The sequence below is a fragment of the Butyricimonas sp. genome, assembly GCF_019423355.1.
GTDB classification, from domain to species: Bacteria; Bacteroidota; Bacteroidia; order Bacteroidales; family Marinifilaceae; genus Butyricimonas; species Butyricimonas faecihominis.
The window spans coordinates 69,177-88,317 of record NZ_JAHZBP010000004.1 but is presented as its reverse complement, the minus strand read 5'-3'; the positions used below and the strand labels follow the sequence as shown (position 1 = coordinate 88,317).

The 19,141-nt window shown below is 45.5% G+C and carries 10 protein-coding genes and 1 tRNA gene; 1 reads left to right on the top strand and 10 read right to left on the bottom strand.

What is annotated here, in order from left to right:
• Window positions 1-155: 155 nt before the first annotated feature.
• The 10 genes from QVC79_RS06870 to QVC79_RS06825 form a co-directional block, all read right to left on the bottom strand.
• Window positions 156-2,450, bottom strand: coding sequence for a Gldg family protein (locus QVC79_RS06870; RefSeq protein WP_270592131.1), 2,295 nt, complete (start codon window positions 2,448-2,450; stop codon window positions 156-158).
• 21 nt (window positions 2,451-2,471) lie between these two features.
• A complete protein-coding gene (locus tag QVC79_RS06865; protein WP_270592130.1) occupies window positions 2,472-3,392 on the bottom strand; it encodes an ABC transporter ATP-binding protein in 921 nt (306 codons plus the stop codon).
• A 224-nt stretch (window positions 3,393-3,616) separates the two neighbouring features.
• Entirely contained in the window at window positions 3,617-6,217 is a 2,601-nt protein-coding gene (locus tag QVC79_RS06860; protein ID WP_270592128.1) for a zinc-dependent metalloprotease, read from the bottom strand.
• 27 nt (window positions 6,218-6,244) lie between these two features.
• Window positions 6,245-8,899 (bottom strand): zinc-dependent metalloprotease, encoded by a 2,655-nt coding sequence (locus QVC79_RS06855; protein WP_270592127.1) that lies wholly within the window; start codon window positions 8,897-8,899, stop codon window positions 6,245-6,247.
• Between the two features lie 289 nt (window positions 8,900-9,188).
• On the bottom strand, window positions 9,189-10,733 hold the full coding sequence (locus QVC79_RS06850) for a PKD-like family lipoprotein (RefSeq protein ID WP_270592125.1): 1,545 nt from the start codon (window positions 10,731-10,733) through the stop codon (window positions 9,189-9,191).
• 16 nt (window positions 10,734-10,749) lie between these two features.
• Entirely contained in the window at window positions 10,750-11,442 is a 693-nt protein-coding gene (locus QVC79_RS06845) for a DUF4843 domain-containing protein (RefSeq protein WP_270592123.1), read from the bottom strand.
• Window positions 11,443-11,459: 17 nt separating this feature from the next.
• Window positions 11,460-12,953, bottom strand: a complete 1,494-nt coding sequence (locus tag QVC79_RS06840) for a RagB/SusD family nutrient uptake outer membrane protein (RefSeq protein WP_270592122.1) — start codon at window positions 12,951-12,953, stop codon at window positions 11,460-11,462.
• A gap of 11 nt (window positions 12,954-12,964) precedes the next feature.
• Complete coding sequence (locus QVC79_RS06835) at window positions 12,965-16,414, bottom strand: SusC/RagA family TonB-linked outer membrane protein (protein WP_270592120.1); 3,450 nt, start codon at window positions 16,412-16,414, stop codon at window positions 12,965-12,967.
• Window positions 16,415-16,515: 101 nt separating this feature from the next.
• Window positions 16,516-17,676 carry a FecR family protein gene (locus QVC79_RS06830; protein ID WP_270592119.1) on the bottom strand — a complete coding sequence of 387 codons (1,161 nt, stop codon included), beginning with the start codon at window positions 17,674-17,676 and terminating at the stop codon, window positions 16,516-16,518.
• A 175-nt stretch (window positions 17,677-17,851) separates the two neighbouring features.
• The gene (locus QVC79_RS06825) at window positions 17,852-18,421 is read right to left on the bottom strand and encodes an RNA polymerase sigma factor (protein ID WP_270592118.1); all 570 of its coding nucleotides are present in this window, start codon (window positions 18,419-18,421) and stop codon (window positions 17,852-17,854) included.
• Between the two features lie 226 nt (window positions 18,422-18,647).
• Here QVC79_RS06825 and QVC79_RS06820 point away from each other — a divergent pair.
• Window positions 18,648-18,724 (top strand) — tRNA-Asn (locus QVC79_RS06820).
• The last annotated feature ends 417 nt before the right edge of the window (window positions 18,725-19,141 follow it).

Below are 19,141 nucleotides of genomic sequence, written 5' to 3'. Positions count from 1 at the left end.
TAACCTACAAATTATTCACGATCCGACTCAATTTATGACATAAAATTAATAGTAAAAAATTAAGGGATACCCCGGAAAGAACCGGGATATCCCAACACAACAGGAAAACTCACATGAGATAACACATCTACCCCATACTAAATTTTCACTTCTATTTATCGCCCTCGTCTCCTAATCCATATAAAGATCGCCCAGAAAGCTAACAGACCGGGCCAAACACCCATGAGTACCACTTTCCAGAAATACATCCAATCCATGCTCACGTACACTTTATTATCAGGCGGGGTAGGACGGCGCACGTCAATCGGCACCTCTTCATTGGATAACCAGAAGAAAGAACCGGATATTAAAGAGTAGTTTGCTGCGGCAACATCCTTACGCCCGATACTGATTTCCCCGTTACTCAGGCAATCCGCATCACCCAAGATAATAATGCGTTGTTCTTTCCCTCCCATCGGACGGGACATCGCCAAAGCCGTGACATACGAACGCTCAACTTCTCCTATCGAAGGATTAAGAGAAACCGTATCATCTAAGAAATCAACCGTTTCCAATTCATTCCAACTGTCGATCGTGTCACTCACGAATAAAGGCGTGATAGAAAATCCTTTATCCTCGAAACACTCCAATCCTGTCGTACCCGGCATGGTCACCACGTATTCCCGGCGAATCATCTGGTTAAAGATATAGGAAAACTCTCCGGCCTCCTTGGTCGGCGTGGCGATAATAAAATCGGGCTGGAAATGCTCGCTCTTCTTCACCAAGCGCCCCGGCATAAACCGCACGCCGAAAGATTCCACCAACGGGTTCATAAACTCCTGACGACGAGGTTCCCCGGCGATCAACAGATTCCCCCCGCGGGCGATATAAGCATCCAAATTTGCTCGTTCACCCACCGTCATCGGGGTTCTCATGTCCGCGATCACGATAATATCCACCTGTTCCGGGATCGGCTTATCCAATGTCACTTCTGTAAAGTCAAAACCTTGATTAACCAAAGAATAGCGGAACGGTTTATCTTGAGCGAAACGATTGTAGTCCCGGTCTCCTTCCCGAATACAATCCCTTTCTCCGTGTCCTTTCACGAAACCGACAAGAGGTAATTCCATCACCAACCGCTTGAAGGCGGCAGAGATTTCCGTCTCGAAGGGAAAACGTTGAATGTCATCGAATATCCGCAAGAATGTCTTCTCCCCGTTGTCTCGTTCCAGTAACCGTACGAAACGATTCCCTTCCGGTCCGAGATCAGCTATCTTTCTCACCTCTTCCGGGCGCATAAACATATTGGAATCCAAATTCCAGATTTCAGCCCGTTTCAACATTCGCTCCCGGTCGGACAAATTGGGATAAGCCTTATCCAGTTCCGGATTCTTCGCCTTATCGTAATAATAGACGTATTTCATTTTGATTTCCGGCTTAAACCGGGTGTACATCTTGAAACGCCTTAGATCATCGTTCACGCTACGGGGTAAGCCGGCCCAATAGTTCTCCTCCAATATATTCACGAAAGTCGTCATCGTCAATCCCCCATCCATCCGGACCACGATACTCTGACTATTAGGAGTCAGCGTCCGTTGTTTCGTGGCTGTCGTGTCATAAAAACACATCAGCTTCGGACGGGAAGTCATATATCCCAACAACATCGCGATCACGATAACACTCCCGTATTTCCCGACGGTCGTCATCCACGTCGTCTTCTGCCTCCGGGACTGCAAGCGGATAATTGAAAGGAAAAGGAACAACGCCACCACGATCACAAAATAGAGCACATCCTCGCTACAAATCAAACCGTTAATAAACTCCTGCGCCCGACCGTTAATCGCCAGCCAATACGTTATATCACGCACGAAATCAATATCCTGCCACATATCCCCCACGAAGTTCAGCACCGCCAACACCGCCAAGGTTCCCATGGCCGCCACGACCTGATAAGAAGTAATACTCGACATGAATAACCCGATTGCGGCGTACGCGCACACGAGCAAGTAAAGCCCGAGCATACCGGAAAGAATCAAGGGAACGTCTGCCGATTTTATAGTAATAGCGGCAAATACAAGGTACACGGCCAGAATACACATCAACACCAAGTTGTATATCATCATAGAAAGATATTTTCCCAAAATAATCTGCGTATTGGTAACCGGAGAAGAGTACAGCAACTTGATCGATCCGCTACTCAATTCCCGGCTCATCAACCCCATGGTCAACAACGGAATATAAAGATACAAGTATTGCTGCATCGCGATAAACATCCCCCGCCATCCGGCAAAGACGCCCATCGTCACGTTGTAAAGCCCGTACCCCAATTCCTGACTTCTCACGTTACCCGCCAAGCCGTTCGTAAACGCCATACTCGCTTGAAAGGTGAATATCACCAGAATCAACCACGCAATCGGAGAGTAAAACAAGGTTTGCAACTCCGTGCGGGCTATTTTATATATTGTCTTCATCTCGTTATCTGTTTTTAGTCATTATTTCTTTGATAATTCAGCAAAAATCTCATCCAAGGAACTCTTTTCCTGACGGATTTCGACTAATCGCCACCCTTTTGTCACGCTGGCCTCGACCAAACGTTCCGTTGCTTCCAGCGCATCCGAAAACTGAATCCGGAACTTCGATCCGCCCAGTTCTTCCACGGCAACCACGCCCGGAATTTCCCGGATCACTTCTGCCGGTGGCGCAGCGATTAACGACACAAATAACGTATTGGGAACAATATAATTATCAAACTCATCCACCGTACCGGAAAAGACCACTTGCCCCTCCTCGATCATCCGGATATAATCACAAGTCGCCTGCACTTCAGAAAGGATATGCGTGGATAGAATCACGGTTCGGTCCACCGCAATCTCCCGGATCAACTCCCGGATCTCCACGATCTGGTTCGGGTCAAGCCCGTTTGTCGGCTCATCCAGTACCACGAAATCCGGATTATGAATGATGGCCTGCGCTATACCCAATCGTTGTTGATACCCTCCCGATAAGTTCCGGATCAATCGCCGACTGAAATGGGAAATTCCACAACGCCCCATCACGTCTTTCACGGCCCCTTGAACCTCATGAGCGGGGATCAGGCGCATATTGGCACAATGTACCAAATACTCCTCCACCGTCAAATCCATATGCAGGGGTGGTTTCTGCGGTAAAAAGCCCAAATGCTTTTTGGCCTCTACCGGATTCTCCCGTAAATTAATTCCCTTAATATACACCTCCCCCTCCGTCTGTTTCAACACGCCACAAATAATGTTCATCGTGGTTGACTTTCCTGCCCCGTTGGAGCCTAGTAACCCGTAAATGCCATTTCGCGTAATTTCAATATTAATATCCCGAATCGCCCATTGAATACTGTAACGATGAGATAAATGCTCCACTTTTACAATAGATTCTTCCATACATTTATTTTAAATTCATACAATACACACAAACCACGGGGTTGCCCGAAAGTCATTTAATTTCAAGAAACTCCTCCGGCCTTCGACCACCTCCTCTATAAACAGAGGAGGAGCTGGTGACTCTTCCCGAAGATAGAGAGTATTTTAACTCTCCCTCTGTTTATAGAGGGAGCACCCCGAAGGGGGGAGGGAGTTAAAAAACGACTTTTCAGCCCCCTTTTCTTTTACTTGTTAGCTAACATCTTATTAATCTTATACAGCAAATACTCGTAATGTAATTTTGTTTCCCCGGAACTCTTCGTCACGGCTCCTTTCAACAAGTCCTGAATCTTGAACAACATATCGAAATAGTAATTCACCGGGATATAATCACCCGGCATCACCACTTGCATCGTGGGATAAAACCCACTCCGTTCTTCCGGACTCATCCCTTTCTCCGGCAAAACAGCAAGTTGTTCCCGTATCAAATTCAACTGTTTTCGATCGATCGTCTCCGGAGAAATCGCCCCTTCATGACCAGCCATTGCAATCCCTCTTCTCGGAGTGAAATTACCCGCCGTTGTCGCGATCGTAGAGGATGCGACCACGCTACCCAAGAACTCCTTCTGCAAATCCATCTCGTACTTCTCCAAAGGACGATTCTTCAACGTCCCGTCCCACACGTTCCTGTAAATATCCTCGACATACTCGGCCAACGAATAATCCCCGCCCTTCTCAGCCCCAAGAGCCACGTACTTCAACCGGAACGTTAAGGTCCCTAGGATAAAACTCCGAATTTGGTCCACATTGGAGTTTCGAATCTCCAACTTCTTCTCGACCGCCTTGTTTTCCAGCCAAGCAAGGTCTTTCGCCATATCGATCATACATTTCACAGCCGCTTTCTGTATCGTACCGGGTACAACCACGTAACTCGGCTCTTTCTCCGTGGAGAAAGCCTCCATCTGGTAGAAACCACCCAGATTCACGGACACATCGTTAATCCGTTTTTGCAACTGACCGCGTAACGAGTTATACAACTGACTTCTCAAGCTCAGGTCTTCATCCCCCTCGGCATACCAGTCATAGAAATTCCGAACCGCTATCTTCAAATTATTCACGGCATACTCCAAAGCCTTCAAATGATCATCTCCCAAGTCTCCGGTAAAACAACGGGGATCATAGTAATAATAAGGCACCTTCCCGAAACGATACTTCGGATTTGTCCGCCCCTCCCGAATCCAACAATCCAAGGTCGCAAACTCATCCTTCGGCGTAGAGACTGTCGGAATCGGTTCATACAACCACCTGATCACGTAATAATCGTATTCTCCCAATCCCCCGGGAACCATTCTTACACCCTTTTCCACGTCCCCCGGCTGGGCAATATAATTACACGGCACGTAATCCATCACAGAAGGACTCAAACCATGTTCCCGCGTGAAAGACGGAGAACGTAACGAATCAACCGGATACACGGCAGATGCTCCCGCGTTATAGACCAGACCCAGATTAATTCCCGCCTCCCGCATGATCTCCACACGAATCAGCTCCCCGATCATTTCTTCAGAGAAACGAGTTGTCCGGACACTCGGATCAGTCGCCATCGTCGTCAACATCCGGTTCGTCTTCAAACCGGACACCAACCCGTCATAAATATAAAGAGAGGCATTCAGTATCTCCCCCGTACGAGGGTCCACGTGCATCGAGTTCTGCATATCAAGCCACAACGGGGCATACCTGATCGTGGAATACTTTATATTATTGGCATTAAAATCCGGATCATCTTTCGGGAAATCCATCACCCGTACCACATCCTTAAAACCAATCTTCTCGAAAGCCTCATTCCATGCCTCGATCCCCTCTTTAATGTAAGGCTGCCACTCCTTGGGCATCAGCGTGTCCATGTAAAACACAATCGGTTTCTTCACCTCGACCATTTCTCCCCGGCGATGAGCGACCTCATCTACCGGTTCCACCCGCCAACGTTTCGTGTAAAACGTGGACTTCACCCCCTTCCGGTCATTCTCGACCTGCGAAACCTCCATGAAAGAGACTCCCAAACGGGGATCGGCCAAGCGGGGACGCATAGGTTCTTCCGGCAACAACATCAACATCTTATTCGTCGTCACGGAAACTTTCACGTCCCCGGGAATCACCTTAAAAGCCCCGAACAGATACTGGTTCTCGACAAATCCCAGCTCACACGTCACCATGATATTGTTATCGAAAGCGTCAACGTCTTTCAACATCGAACACTCCTTTTTATACTCATGCTCCCGGGAAATCAGTCCAAAGAAAGAATTTCCCCCGATAGCCGTAAACGGGGTCGTGTACGGGGAATACTCCATGAACAATGGGGTCATATCCACCACAACTGCCGTGCTATCCGGGGTATAAGCCTTTATTTTAAACGTGCCATACACGCCCCCGGCATTCGATCGCTCGATGGCCTCGTTCCAATTTGTCTCCAAACTATTATTCAGAGGTTTATCGATCAGGAATATCCGGGCCTGCAAGGTCGAATCCAAACGGGTAAAACAGAACGGTAAGCCATATCCGGCAAACTGTCCGACCACCCCTTCCCCATTGTCACTGATATTCTCGATGGAAGAGGTCAGCATCATATCTTTACCCAGCAACCTTATCGGAAACTCGACCAGCACTTTATCCCCGATCTTGTGAACCGTCATCAGTCCATGAGCCGTTTTCACCTGCTTGCCCTTGAATAATTTCTGGTAAGCCGTCAATGTCTCTTTCTTCTCCTTATCCTTTTTCTTCGCTTGTCCTTGTACACCCCAACCGAACAGGAAAAAAGAAAGAAAACAGATATATAATATATTTCTCATATCCTTTCGCGTATTAGAAAATCAAACCTATTTCAATGCTTGTTCTATCTTGTACAACAACAACCGATAGTGCTGGCGGGTATCTTCCGATCCCGTGTTTGCCTTGCTCTTTAGTAACGCCTGAATCCGTTTCAACATATCGAAATACAGATGATCCAACGGTTCGACCACCATATTGGAATTCACGTTCACCCAATAGCCGAAACCTTGTCTTTCCGACATATTCAACGGCAACTTTGTCACGGGGGCCTCAGCGCAAGGCTGTACCGCCTCCGCGTTCGAGAAACCTCCCAGCACTTCCAACGGCAACTCGCCATACCGCTCCCGGCTCATCAACTTCACTTGCTCCGGCACCTCGATCATCTTGCACCCGTCAGCCAGCGACAACGGATCCCCGGACATCCCCTTTTTCCCCAAGTCCGTAAAGAGTAGTATCTGCCTTAAAATCTCCATCTGCATCTTTTTATCTTGCGTGGTCAGCGTCTTTCCCTGACGGGTAGGAGCAAAAGCGAAGTCCTGCACGTGCGTCAAAAACTCTCTCGTGGAATAGGTGTCCTTGTTATCATCCTTCACCGCACTCAAAGCCACCGCCCATCTCCGGGATAATAACGCCCCGAATATTTTCTCTTCCAACTCGGTCGAGATATTACTCATCAAGGGCAACTTCTGCTGCATATCGGGAGCATTCAACCATGCCAAGTCTTTCATTTGCCCCAACAGGAAATCGACGGCTTGTCTCTGTCTCTCTTTCGGAACCACTGCGTAACTCGGCAATTCATCCCCATCATACCGCTCGTTCAAATATATTCCCCCGATATTCAGCAACACGTGATTCACGTAACGCACGTACTGGAACACGATTTCATTGTACATATTCTGCTGGAACGTGTAATCTGGATCATCCCGTGCCACCCAGTCGCCCATATTCGCCAACACGTACTTTAAATTCTTCACCCCGTAAGTAGCCGATTTAACCGCATCGTCACCCAAATCTTCCTCTACCGAACTGGGGTCCAGTCTTGACGAGATCTGTTGTTTCCCGTAACGATAAACCGGATCTCCCGACTTCTCCGTAATCCAACGGCTTAATGTCGGAACTTCCTCTTTCGAACTCTTGGCATCTAACAGAGGAGTGTACAGCCACTGAATCGTGAAATAATCGTACAAACCTAATTTAGGCGGGGTCAGTTTCACTCCTCGTTCCTTGTCCCCCGGTTGAGCGACATAATTATTCCGGGCATAATCCATGATCGAATACGTCGTCCCGTATTTTTGAGTAAACGAAGGCGAACGCAACGAATCTGTCGGGATCGCCGCGGACCCGGACATATTATGCATTAACGCCAGACAATGACCCACCTCATGGGACACCACGTAACGGATACAATCCCCCAACACGTCCTCATCCAGAATTACCTTACGTGCATCCGGGTCTGCAGGAGAAGTCTGCAGGAAGCGCCAATCATGCACCAACTGGATCAAATTGTGATACAAATAAACAGAGGCATTCAGAATCTCCCCGGTCCTCGGGTCCGTCCATGAAGGCCCCATGGCATTCGCCACCTGCGAAGGAGAATAACGCACGCAAGAATACTTCACGTTATCCGGGTCAAATTCCGGATCATTCACCGGGAAATCTCTTGCCACGATTGCATTCTTAAAACCGATCTTCTCGAATGCATCCTTCCACTCCTCTACCCCGGCCTTGATATACTTTTTCCAGCTTTCCGGAAAAGCATTATCCACGTAAAAAACAATCGGTTTCTTTGGTTCCACAAGCCGCCCCATCCGGAAAGCCGTTTCATCCGACGGCTCCAACCGCCAGCGTTGAGCATAATATATATTCTTCAATCCGGAATCCCCATTCCGAAAATCCGACACTCCCTGATAAAATATCCCGATACGGGGGTCCGCCATCCGGGGACGCATCGGTTCCTCCGGCAAGAGGATAAAACTGCGTGTCATCAAAGAGGTGAACGGAAGTTTATAGATGTAATAATACCTCCCGTCCCGCAGATTGACCTCGTAACTCAAAGACGCCTGTACACTCACGTTATCCTCAAACGCTTTTATCCTACCCAACTGGGAATTATCCTTTTTAAACTCTTTCACGATCCATCTCCCGCCCCAAGTTGCCGGAGCGTATGCAGAGAAAGGCGTCAACTGCTCGTCATCCCGCAGGAAGAATTCAGTCATCTCAACAACTACTGCCGTGCTATCCGGGTTATAGGCCAATATTCCGCTATTGTACATCACGGCAGGTTTCATACTCTCCCGAATCCGTTGTGCCACGTTTGCCAACTCCGTCGTGTAACCATGATTCACTTGCCGCAGGCTGATGATCGTATCCGTCTGTGTAAACTGCACGCACAAGGGATCGGTCGGTTTCTCTCCCACGCTCCCGAACAAATTATTGGTCGTTTCGGAAATCGTTGATCCTAATAGCATATCCTTCTCCAACAGGTTCCGGGGAATCTCAAAATATACTTTCCCATCCATCTTATGAATGGTCAGTAATCCTTTCACCGTTTCGCAGATCTTGCCTTTGAATAATTTCTGATAAGGTGTCTCTTTTTCCACCTCTTTCACGCCTTTTTTCTTTTTCCGAGCGAACCCGTCCTGCACGCCACAGGTAAACAGGAACAGCATGACGAAGAAAAAACTCACTGATAATTTTCTCATAATCTTCTCATTTTAATTTACATATAATAGCTACACACCCTTCACTTTTGACATGGTTTTCCCAAGAGGGCATCCTCAAAATCCTACTTGTTGTTTAAAAACTCCTCCGGCCTTCGGCCACCTCCTCTATAAACAGAGGAGGAGCTGTAACTCTTCCCAAAGGTAGTGAGTAACTTAGCTCTCCCTCTGTTTATAGAGGGAGTACCCCGAAGGGGGGAGGGAGTTTAAAAAAGGACTTTTCAGCCAGCCTCTTTTCAAGAAAACATAACACTCAAGCCTAAGAAAACTTTTACTCGTAACGCTTGAACGCCCAATTATAAGAGCCTCCCCATTTCCATTCAATATCCACAATCCGTCCCAAACCGGAAACATGGAATAACAGCCCTTTCTCACCCGGATTCGCATCCGCCAGCACTTCCGTACTCAATTTATAGATATAGAAGTTCCCATCATCCAGAGCCACGCCAATCTCTCCGGCATTTGCATCCTGCAATATTTCCACGATATTACCACTTGTATAATCAGTGAATAACTTCACGATCTTCGTGTTCACATCATAGAAGTACAACTTACTCCCCTCGCCCATGAAAAGATAGGAACTGGGACGAATCCGGAAATACACCGTATTATCAGAAACAACACTACTACCGGCAAAAAGCTCCTGCGTACAATCAAAAATATTGAACCCGTCCCAATTATCAATCTCCATATTCTGATAGTAGTAATTTCCAGTACTTTCCTCTTTCAAGATAATGTTAAGTCCACTTCCATCACCATAATCACCCACGTGCATAATCTTATATCCGGTCAGATCCGTCAGTTTTACCACACTCGGATCATCCGGAGTATAAACAAACTCGACAGGTCCACTATCCGAATTACTATTAAAGCTGGTCAATCGTCCCACCACACGATTATTACCCTCGTCATACATCAGCACGGCACCACAATCTTTCGTATCCAAATCAAAGAATTGGGTGATTCGCCCTCCATCCGTCGCTCCCGAAAAATAAAGAGGAATATCGATAAAAGCCGTCACGTGCTGAATCTCGGAACCCGTATTCCTCCTCCAGTAAACTTCACCATTAGCACTCAACACGAAATCTTGCCACCCTCCGTTACGTACCTCCACGGGATCAAGCCCGGTAGGATATGCACTTCCGGGAAATTCCTCGTGAAGAGCCATCACCTTCGTGAAATCCATCCCGCTCAAATAATAAGAACCTCCGGTACGCTGCACAACCATCACTTCGTCCGCCTCGCCTCCCGTCATCACGTTTTCCAACTTCAACGGTCCTGTTCCTAACGGATTATCAGGGTACAACGTCGCATATACATCCGGATAGGCCACCCACTCGTAATGCGTCTTTTTATCCTCATCCTGCCAGCTATCCCGCCGGATGTAACTCAAACTTGTCCGGTTGTCCTTTTCCGCCAAGATAAGCCATCCGACCTTATACGGTGATCTCACCTCTATCGTCGTATGGCTATCATGGAACTCGATCCCAGTACTCCGATCCGTCATATAGAAATTCACATCGAACTGCCCGCAACTCGTCGGGATATACTCGAAATTCCGATCCGTCGAAACGACATTACCCAATCCCATCTCCCAACGATAATCGTATGCCAACGTGTCCCGATCGGGATATTTCCACGTCATCTTCGGTACAATACGCACTGTATCTCCCAGAATAATCGTCTTTTTCGTCAAAGAAGCCACGACATCCAGCGTAACATCGTTATAATCAATCAGGCCATATTTACCTTTATCCTCGTAACACGCGCTAAACCAAAAGCTCACGAACAGGGAGAACAATATAAATCTTTTCATAAACATTCAATTTTAATTATCCGACTACTAATGCCACGGTCATTTCCGTTCCGTCGTCTTCACGAACCATCTCGTTCGCATCTTTCTTCTTTTGCAGGTAATGTTTGAATATAATCGTGTTATAACGAAGTTCTTCTATGTTATCACTATCTATATCCGCTTTACCCGTCTCTTGAATAAACAACCGGTATTTCTTATCCGAATACGCACCCAGATAATTCCGCGTCACATTATCAGTCCACCAATTCGGCTTGGCTACCACGTTAGAGACGTAGATAATTGCCGAGCGGCATTCGGTTTGTCCCAGCAAGAAATCAGCGGTAGGTTCCAGCTTTAAGGTCAATCGTAACGCCACGGTCGATATTTCTGCCGTTTTAATAAACGTGATCCGACAAGTATCCCGAACTTTACCGGGCTTCATCGTGAACTTCTCCGGTAACCTGTAATTCGCAGTCGTGGCATTTGATCTCTCTTGATCCACGCTGATTTTATACTCCTGTTCTCCCTCGGAAGGTAAACCGATCACCTCCACTTCCACGGGAAATTCCAATTCATTATCATTCGGGTAAGCCAAAAACGAACAAACCGATGAATCCGTTACCACCTTCACGAACTGAAGATAATTATCACCTTTGTATGTTTTTATATCATCTTTCGAACAGGCCCCCAGCACAAGCATAATTCCTAAAAACAAATATATCTTTCTCATAACCATTCGATTTTTAATTATTGATATGCCGATTCACTATAAGGAATAGGAACCACCCACTTTTCCGGAGTCATCTTAATATCATCGCTACCGTTAAAAATATCGCGATTCAAACGCTTGAACATGAAGAATGTCTGTCCCTCGGTCAGTGTTTCCCGGATTATATCGTACACCAACTTCAACTTCAGATCGTCAATTGACATATCGGCAGTTAACCTCGTCTTGGCCCCGCGGTTTGTTCTCAAGGTGTTAAATAACTCTATCGCCTCGTTTTTCCGCTCCCTGTTCAACAAATATTCTATCTGTATGTGGTACATCTCCGAAGCCCGAATCACGGGTAACAAAGGCAACTGGTCCAGCACTTCCTTAAAAGTAGCACCCGATAGCCTCAACCACGTGGCATACCGTTGCGCCCCATACGCAAGGGTGGTCTTATTGTAGAAGCCCGTGTAACGATAATCATCCATATCCCCGGCAAAAAGAACATCCATATTCTTCATCCGTAAGGCACTTGAATAACCTTTCAATATATTTTCCATGTTATCAACCACATCATTATTCGAGAAACAAAGGAAAAGTTCATTATAACGTTTTGGATACAGGAAGTTTATGTTGGAAACCCCTCCTTGATAAGAACTCCCCGTCCAGCGGAACCACTTCAAATGAAAACTATAAGCCAGACAGGCATTCTCGTAAGCCTTTTCCTCATCCCCTTCATACATATACATCCGGGCAAGTAAAGCATTTGCCGCAAAGTAATTCATTCGGGTAGCCCGGTACAGGAAAAAGTCATCCGGAGAATCAACCAAACCGCGATCTTGACTACGTACCCTAGAATATATACTCGTATTCTGTCGCCGATTAAACACGGTGTCCACAACTGCCAGTAAACTTTGGGCACGCGTCATGTCCATAATCACCGAATCCATAAAAACCGGGGCATTCTGGTAACTCGGTTGCAGATCGGGATACCTCGTCACGTAAGGAATGGCCCGTCCCGTGTTACCTGTCACCGGGGCCGGACAGAACAAACGAAACAGATCAAAATGTACTAACGCACGCACGCCGTACATCTCGCCCAAAATCATATCTTTCTCCATCTTCCCCTCGCCGAAAAAGCTAGTATCTTTCGTGATCACCTGTTGAATAATATCGTTACAACTGGCTATCACGTTGTACCCCTTCGACCAAATATCCTCTGCAAAACTTTGAGCATCGGCACTTTCCCAATTAAAGGAAGCCGCTTCGTACAACCCGTAAGGCAAATAGTACATACTACCGGATTGATAATTATGCCCAATGGCACTGGCAAACCCCCAAGTCAGATTCTGCCCGTACAAACTCGTCGATGAGAGATTTCGATACACCCCGTTCACCGCCATTCTCACCCCTTTATAATCTCCAAAAATCTCTTTTTGTAACAATTCATTATCTGCCGAAACATCTAGAAAACTGTTACACGATGTCAGCCAAAAGACCGGCAACAATAATATTAAATATAACTTTCTCATAATCTTCAGTATTAGAAACTAGCATTCAAAGTAAACGTAAATGTCCTGGCAAACGGATAGTTCAACCCCATTTCCCGCTTGATCGTTGACATCGTGGCAATATCCTTCATATTGAACTGCAACCTCAACGAACTCAGGTGTATCTTCCGCAACCATACAGGATCAACATCATAACCGACCGAGAGAGAATTAAAGACCACATTATTATTCTTCTGCACGAAACGGGAAGTTGCACGGGTCACGTACAAACGGTCTTTTATATCTTTCAAAGGAGCAACATCCCCGATATTCTGCCAACGATCCGAACTCACTCGCTTATCCGCGTTATACTTGATCAGGTTGGCATTCTCCACGTTATTCACCAAAGTCGTGTTATACTCGTCACCACCATATTCATAGAGGAAGGTCGTGTAAAATGTAAAGTTCCGATAGCGGACATTCAACCCGAAAGCCCCTTGAATCTTCGGCTCGGTATCCCCGATCTTTTGCTGTTCATTCGACTCCCACGTGTACGTTAGCGTACCGTCCCGTTTCACGTAAACCTCCTGACCGTTAGCCGGATTAATTCCCATGGATTTCATCCCGTAAATCGCTGTCAGGGAACTCCCCTCCTCGTATTTCATAAACGGTTTGGCATACTTCGAGTCTTCTGAAGGCGTACCGTATATCGAGTAATAATCCTGAAAATATTCGTCTATCCGTTCGTTATACTGTTTCAATGACTCCGAAATCTTCAGTATCTTGTTCTTATTATGAGCCAAGTTACCGAACACGATAACATCCCAATCCTTATCACTATAAGCCCGGACGTTCAAATCAAGTTCAACCCCTTCATTCAAGATTTCTCCCATATTATCCGTGTACTTCGTAAAGCCGGAAGACGTCGGAAGAGAAACCTCCGTCACCAAATCGATCGTCTTTTTATAATAATAATCAAATCCCAAAGTCACCCGGTTATTCCACGTGATAATATCCGTACCGATATTCCATGATAATTGCTTTTCCCAAGTCAGGTCATCATTTCCCATGTAAATCAAATTCGCCCCGATACCCGTCTGGTACCAGTCATCCAACAACACCTCGTAAGTATTCCGTGCCATATAAGGCTGGAAATTCGATTTACCGGTCTGTCCCACGTTTCCCTTTATCCGGAACTGGTTGATCCACTCGTTTCCCTTTAAGAAATCGTAATTATGCACATTTATACCGGCCCCGACCGACCAGAAAGGAGCCCATTTATTTTCTGTTCCGAACTCGGAAGACCCATCGTAACGGAACGAGAAATCGGCCAAGTAAATATCATTATAGCTATAATTCAACATTAAGAACACTCCAAACAATCGGGTCTTATTGTCGGTAAACGTTGGTTTCGTCACGATTTCGTAAGCATACGCCGGAGAATGCCGATGAGCATCCGGGAAACCTCGATAATGAGAATAGGAATACGAGATATTAGAATACGTCGCGTTGAATCCTAAAGAGAAATTCAGATTGTGCAACCCGAACAATCGGTTATAAGCGGCAAACACATTCGTGTTCCACCGGGTCGTTGTTGTTGAAGCTTCTGTCAACTCTCCCCGCAAAAATGCTGTCACTCCATCTCCATACTTGGCCGATTCCGGATCCGTAAACACCTTGGTCTTATCCAATTTATAACTGATCGCGAACTGCCCCTTCACCAGTAAATAATCATTCACGTACCAGTTTAATGCTAGATTATCTGTCCACTCCTTGTAATTACTTTTGTTGAAATTTCCCAACGTTGCCTCGTACAAAGGATTGATAAAACTTTCACCATAATTACGTTGTGGCAATTTCTTGATCAACTTCCCGTTTTTATCCTTCCATGATTCATAAGGATGTTTATTCGTATAATCCCCGAAAGAACCATAAGGCGAAGCCTTCGAAGTCATGATGTCATAGGAAATCTTATTTTGCATCTGGAAACCCTTGTAACGATATTCCAGTGTCAGGCCGGCACCGATGCGATCTCGTAAAGATTTCTTCATCACACCGTTCTGGTTATCATAGCGCAACTCGATACCAAACCGGATCGCATCAGACCCTCCTTCGATATAAACACTATGCTTGTGGTTAAACATCGTCGTTAACGGCTGTGACAACCAGTAATAATCTCCTCCCGCCAGAATCACATTCTTCTTATCCAAGTAAATGCCATACTGGTATGCCTTATCTCGCTCATAATTACTTTTCTCTGGATCGCTTGCATAGATTCCGGCCGCCCATTCCGTGTCCAGATTCTGGCGAGCATTCATCATATTGTAACTACTTAAATCCGGAGCCGTGATCTCGTAATTACCATTATAACTCACCACGAAGCGCCCGGGACGGGGAGCAACTGTCTCGATCACGACAACCCCGTTAGAAGCCCTAGAACCATACATGGCCGTGGCGGCAGCATCCTTCAATATTGTAATATCCTTGATCCTGTTCACGTCAAAGTCATACACTTTCTCCACGGACACCTCAAACCCATCCAGAATAAATATCGGAGTATTTGGGTTATTGGTTATTGCGAATTGCGATACATCGGAAGCCTCCAATGCATCCAACTCCTTCACCCCAGTAATCCCCGAACGTCCCCGCACGTAGAACTCCGGCAAGGTATTCGGATCCGATCCCATCAGGTTATTCTTCATAATTCGCAAGGAAGGGTCAAACACCTGCAAGGCATCGATCACGTTCCGCCCCGACACCTTCAATATATCCTCCCGCTTCACCTGTGTGGCCGTACCCGTGAAACTCGATTTCTTGATATTCGCGTAGCCGGTCACCACCACATCTTCCAAAGCGATCTTATCCTCCTTCATCACGACACGCAAATCTTTATGCGCCTCCCCCGTTTTCAACGGTAATATTTTAACCTCCCGTGTCTCCATCCCCACGAAAGTAAACACCAGCGTGGCTGTATCGGCAGGCAAAGCCACGCTAAAAAGTCCCTCCGCACTCGTCGCCACTCCCGTGTTAGTCCCTTTCAGCACAACCGTCACGCCCGGTAACGGTTTCCCCATCTCATCCACAACCCGACCTTTAATCAACCGGACCTCGTTTCTCGCCGTGGTATCTTGTGGCGTCGTAACCTGATTCTTTTTAATGATAATCAACTGATCTTCGACAGAATAAGTTAAACCGGTACCTTTCAGACACTCTTTAAGCACCTCATCGATACTCACAGATTTAAACCGTTTATTTAGTTTTGTCACCTGAGCCACCTCGCTATCCTTATAGATAAAATAATAGTCGCTGTGTTGACGAATCTCCTTCATGAGATCCTCAAACGTGGCATTTTTCAAGTTAAAACTAAACACGACATTTTGCGAATGTACTGATGCAGATAAATGCATGGCCGTACAAAAAAGAAAAAGAGCTAGAAAACGCATAGTCAATAAGATTTTTCGCACCCCCGACGAACGGGGATAACATCCTCGAATTTTTTTCATACATTTGTACTATTATATGATTAAACAATACTCGTCCGGTTGCACCCGGTCGAGGTTCGTACATGAATGGAAAGCAGTTGCACCTTCTTTCCATTCAATTTTTACTCGTCTTCGACAATAACGGTCTTACCTTGAATGGAGAATCTCACTCCCCCCAAGCGTTCGAACACTTTTAACAAAGTTTCCGCATTCTCGTAACGTTTCAAGCGCCCTGAAAATATAATATCTTTCACGGTGGAATTCTGGTAAAATACATCAACATCATACCATTTCGATATTAGCAACATAATATCCTCCAATCGTTGAGAAACAAACACGTACACCCCATCTTTCCAAGATACATACAATTCGGTATCAACCTCCCGTACCTCGTGTTTTCCATTCTGGGCATTATACAACAATTGTTCGGAAGGAGCCAACACTGCCACTTTCCCCAATGAGTTATCCACCCGTACACATCCCTCCACAAGAGTCGTCTGAATACATTTCTCATCCGGATAAGCCCGGACATTAAATTGCGTTCCCAAAACTTTAATATCCAACTTGTCCGTGTTTACAATAAACGGACGTTTTGCATCTTTTGTGACTTCCAGAAAAATTTCCCCGGAAACCCAGATCCGACGCTCGTCACCATGAAACACAACCGGAAAACGGATGTAACTTTCCGAGTTCACCCATATTCGTGTTCCGTCATCCAACGTCACCTTATACTCGCCACCACGAGGAACCGTTATCTCATTATACGCAGTCTCTACACTCGAACTCGTATCTTCAACCTGATAATTCAGCCCGCCGGAATCATTTACGATCCGTTTCGAACCATCCATCAAATCAAAATTCTCCGGGCTCAACGCCTTAGAACTCCCGTCCGACAAGGTCAATGTTGCCATTGATTTACCCGGTAGTAAAGAAATTTCCCGCATACGCCCTTCCGGGAAAATCCCCTCCTGCCTAATCTGTAGTAAAAGCGTGACCAGTAACGGTAATGCTATAACAGCTGCCGCGGCAACATATTTCCACATATTCCGCTTCCTCTCCCGAATAGCACCCCGCAAACGGTCAAAATCATAATACGAATCAAAACGACGGTACACGGCTTCCTTATTCTGATAAGACACAGAAGTTATGATTTGCTGAAACAATTCCCGATGATCCTCTGCGGCATCCATCCACTCGGTTAGCTCTCCCAGCTCGCTCTCGGTGATCGTTCCCTTGATATAAGCAAAAATAATATCCGCTATCTTTAAATTTTCTTCTGACATAATCTACTTCTTTTTGTCCCTATAACACGAAAACTGTCAAAGCATACTAGTCCCGATGCAGTTTTTTTCGAGAAAAAAAGCATTTTGTTATTCTGCAACACCGACAAATCCTTATGGTAGGCCAAAGAAGCTAATTACATAACCCACCATAAAAATGCAATTCCGAGTATCGTGATTAATAAATATCACATAACAAGAACAAAAAGAATATTTTGTCCTTCAACCTAGCCCGTAAAATTTCCCTGGCCCGTGCCCGTTGATTACGCACCGTATTTTCCGAAATATCCAAGGCCTCTGCAATTTCGGGAATAGACATATCTAGTAATGTCAAATTAAAAACTTTCCGCATCGCCTCCGGCAGACGCTCCACTTCGTTACGAATCTGACGATGCACGTCCTCCTCTATCATAAAAACGTCCTCCCGCTCCTCCGCAAACTTTTCCGACTCCGCATCATTAAAAGAAATTTTCCTCTTCCTCGCACAATCCCGATTATAATTCAAACAAGCATTGCGAACAGAAAGATACATGAACGAACGTAATGAATAAATAGCCTGAAAATCAGTCCTCCTAGCCCACACTTTTATAAATACCTCCTGCACTATATCCGCCACCACCGCATCATCTTTCACGAAACGGGTTCCAAACGCACATAACGCATGAAAGAACAAACGGTAAACCTCTTTCAACGCACTTTCTTTACCCTTGTTCAAATTTTGAAGTATATTTGATTCTATATCTACCATCACTTCCGTTTCTATGTTTTACAAATATATTAAAAAACTCAACACTTTTCACACCTCTCCAAAAAACAAAATGCGGATCCTCTCTTTACGCCACCAAATCCAATTCTCTGATTTTCAAAATGTCCATTTACCGCCGTATTTTTTTAGCCAATTATCCCATTTTTTCTTCCTTTTTATTTTGTGGAATTCCACAAAACCTCTATATTTGCATCGCTTTTGAGAAAATTCCTTAGTAGCTCAGTTGGTTAGAGCGGCGGACTGTTAATCCGTAGGTCGTAGGTTCAAGTCCTACCTGAGGAGCCAAGAAGCTGAAAGCCAGTAGAAATACTGGCTTTTTTCATACCCGCAAGTTTCGATTTTCATGCAAAAACTTAAGCCTTCTATTAAATAAACACTTGTTTTAAAACGACTTAGACACGCCATCTCAAATCATAAGCATATTCAGACAAACAAGGTATAAAAATATCATATTTGCTATCATTTACACTTCATTTGCTACCAACTGGTCACCAAAGTGGTCACCTCTCCTTCAAAAAGTGGTCACTTTATCTTAAAAAATAAATCATTGTATTTAAGCTCTTTAAATACGAACATCATAAACAGGTCGACTGGAATTCAGTATAAACAAACCAACAAAACCCGTTGAATTCAGGTAGAAGACAGGGATCAATGACGTATCATTCTCGTATCAAAGACGTATCAAAAACGTTCAGCGAGTGT

Coding starts and splice junctions, on each gene's coding strand:
- QVC79_RS06870 (WP_270592131.1), bottom strand. CDS start 2,450: ATGAAGACAATATATAAAATAGCCCGCACGGAGTTGCAAACCTTGTTT.
- QVC79_RS06865 (WP_270592130.1), bottom strand. CDS start 3,392: ATGGAAGAATCTATTGTAAAAGTGGAGCATTTATCTCATCGTTACAGT.
- QVC79_RS06860 (WP_270592128.1), bottom strand. CDS start 6,217: ATGAGAAATATATTATATATCTGTTTTCTTTCTTTTTTCCTGTTCGGT.
- QVC79_RS06855 (WP_270592127.1), bottom strand. CDS start 8,899: ATGAGAAAATTATCAGTGAGTTTTTTCTTCGTCATGCTGTTCCTGTTT.
- QVC79_RS06850 (WP_270592125.1), bottom strand. CDS start 10,733: ATGAAAAGATTTATATTGTTCTCCCTGTTCGTGAGCTTTTGGTTTAGC.
- QVC79_RS06845 (WP_270592123.1), bottom strand. CDS start 11,442: ATGAGAAAGATATATTTGTTTTTAGGAATTATGCTTGTGCTGGGGGCC.
- QVC79_RS06840 (WP_270592122.1), bottom strand. CDS start 12,953: ATGAGAAAGTTATATTTAATATTATTGTTGCCGGTCTTTTGGCTGACA.
- QVC79_RS06835 (WP_270592120.1), bottom strand. CDS start 16,414: ATGAAAAAAATTCGAGGATGTTATCCCCGTTCGTCGGGGGTGCGAAAA.
- QVC79_RS06830 (WP_270592119.1), bottom strand. CDS start 17,676: ATGTCAGAAGAAAATTTAAAGATAGCGGATATTATTTTTGCTTATATC.
- QVC79_RS06825 (WP_270592118.1), bottom strand. CDS start 18,421: ATGGTAGATATAGAATCAAATATACTTCAAAATTTGAACAAGGGTAAA.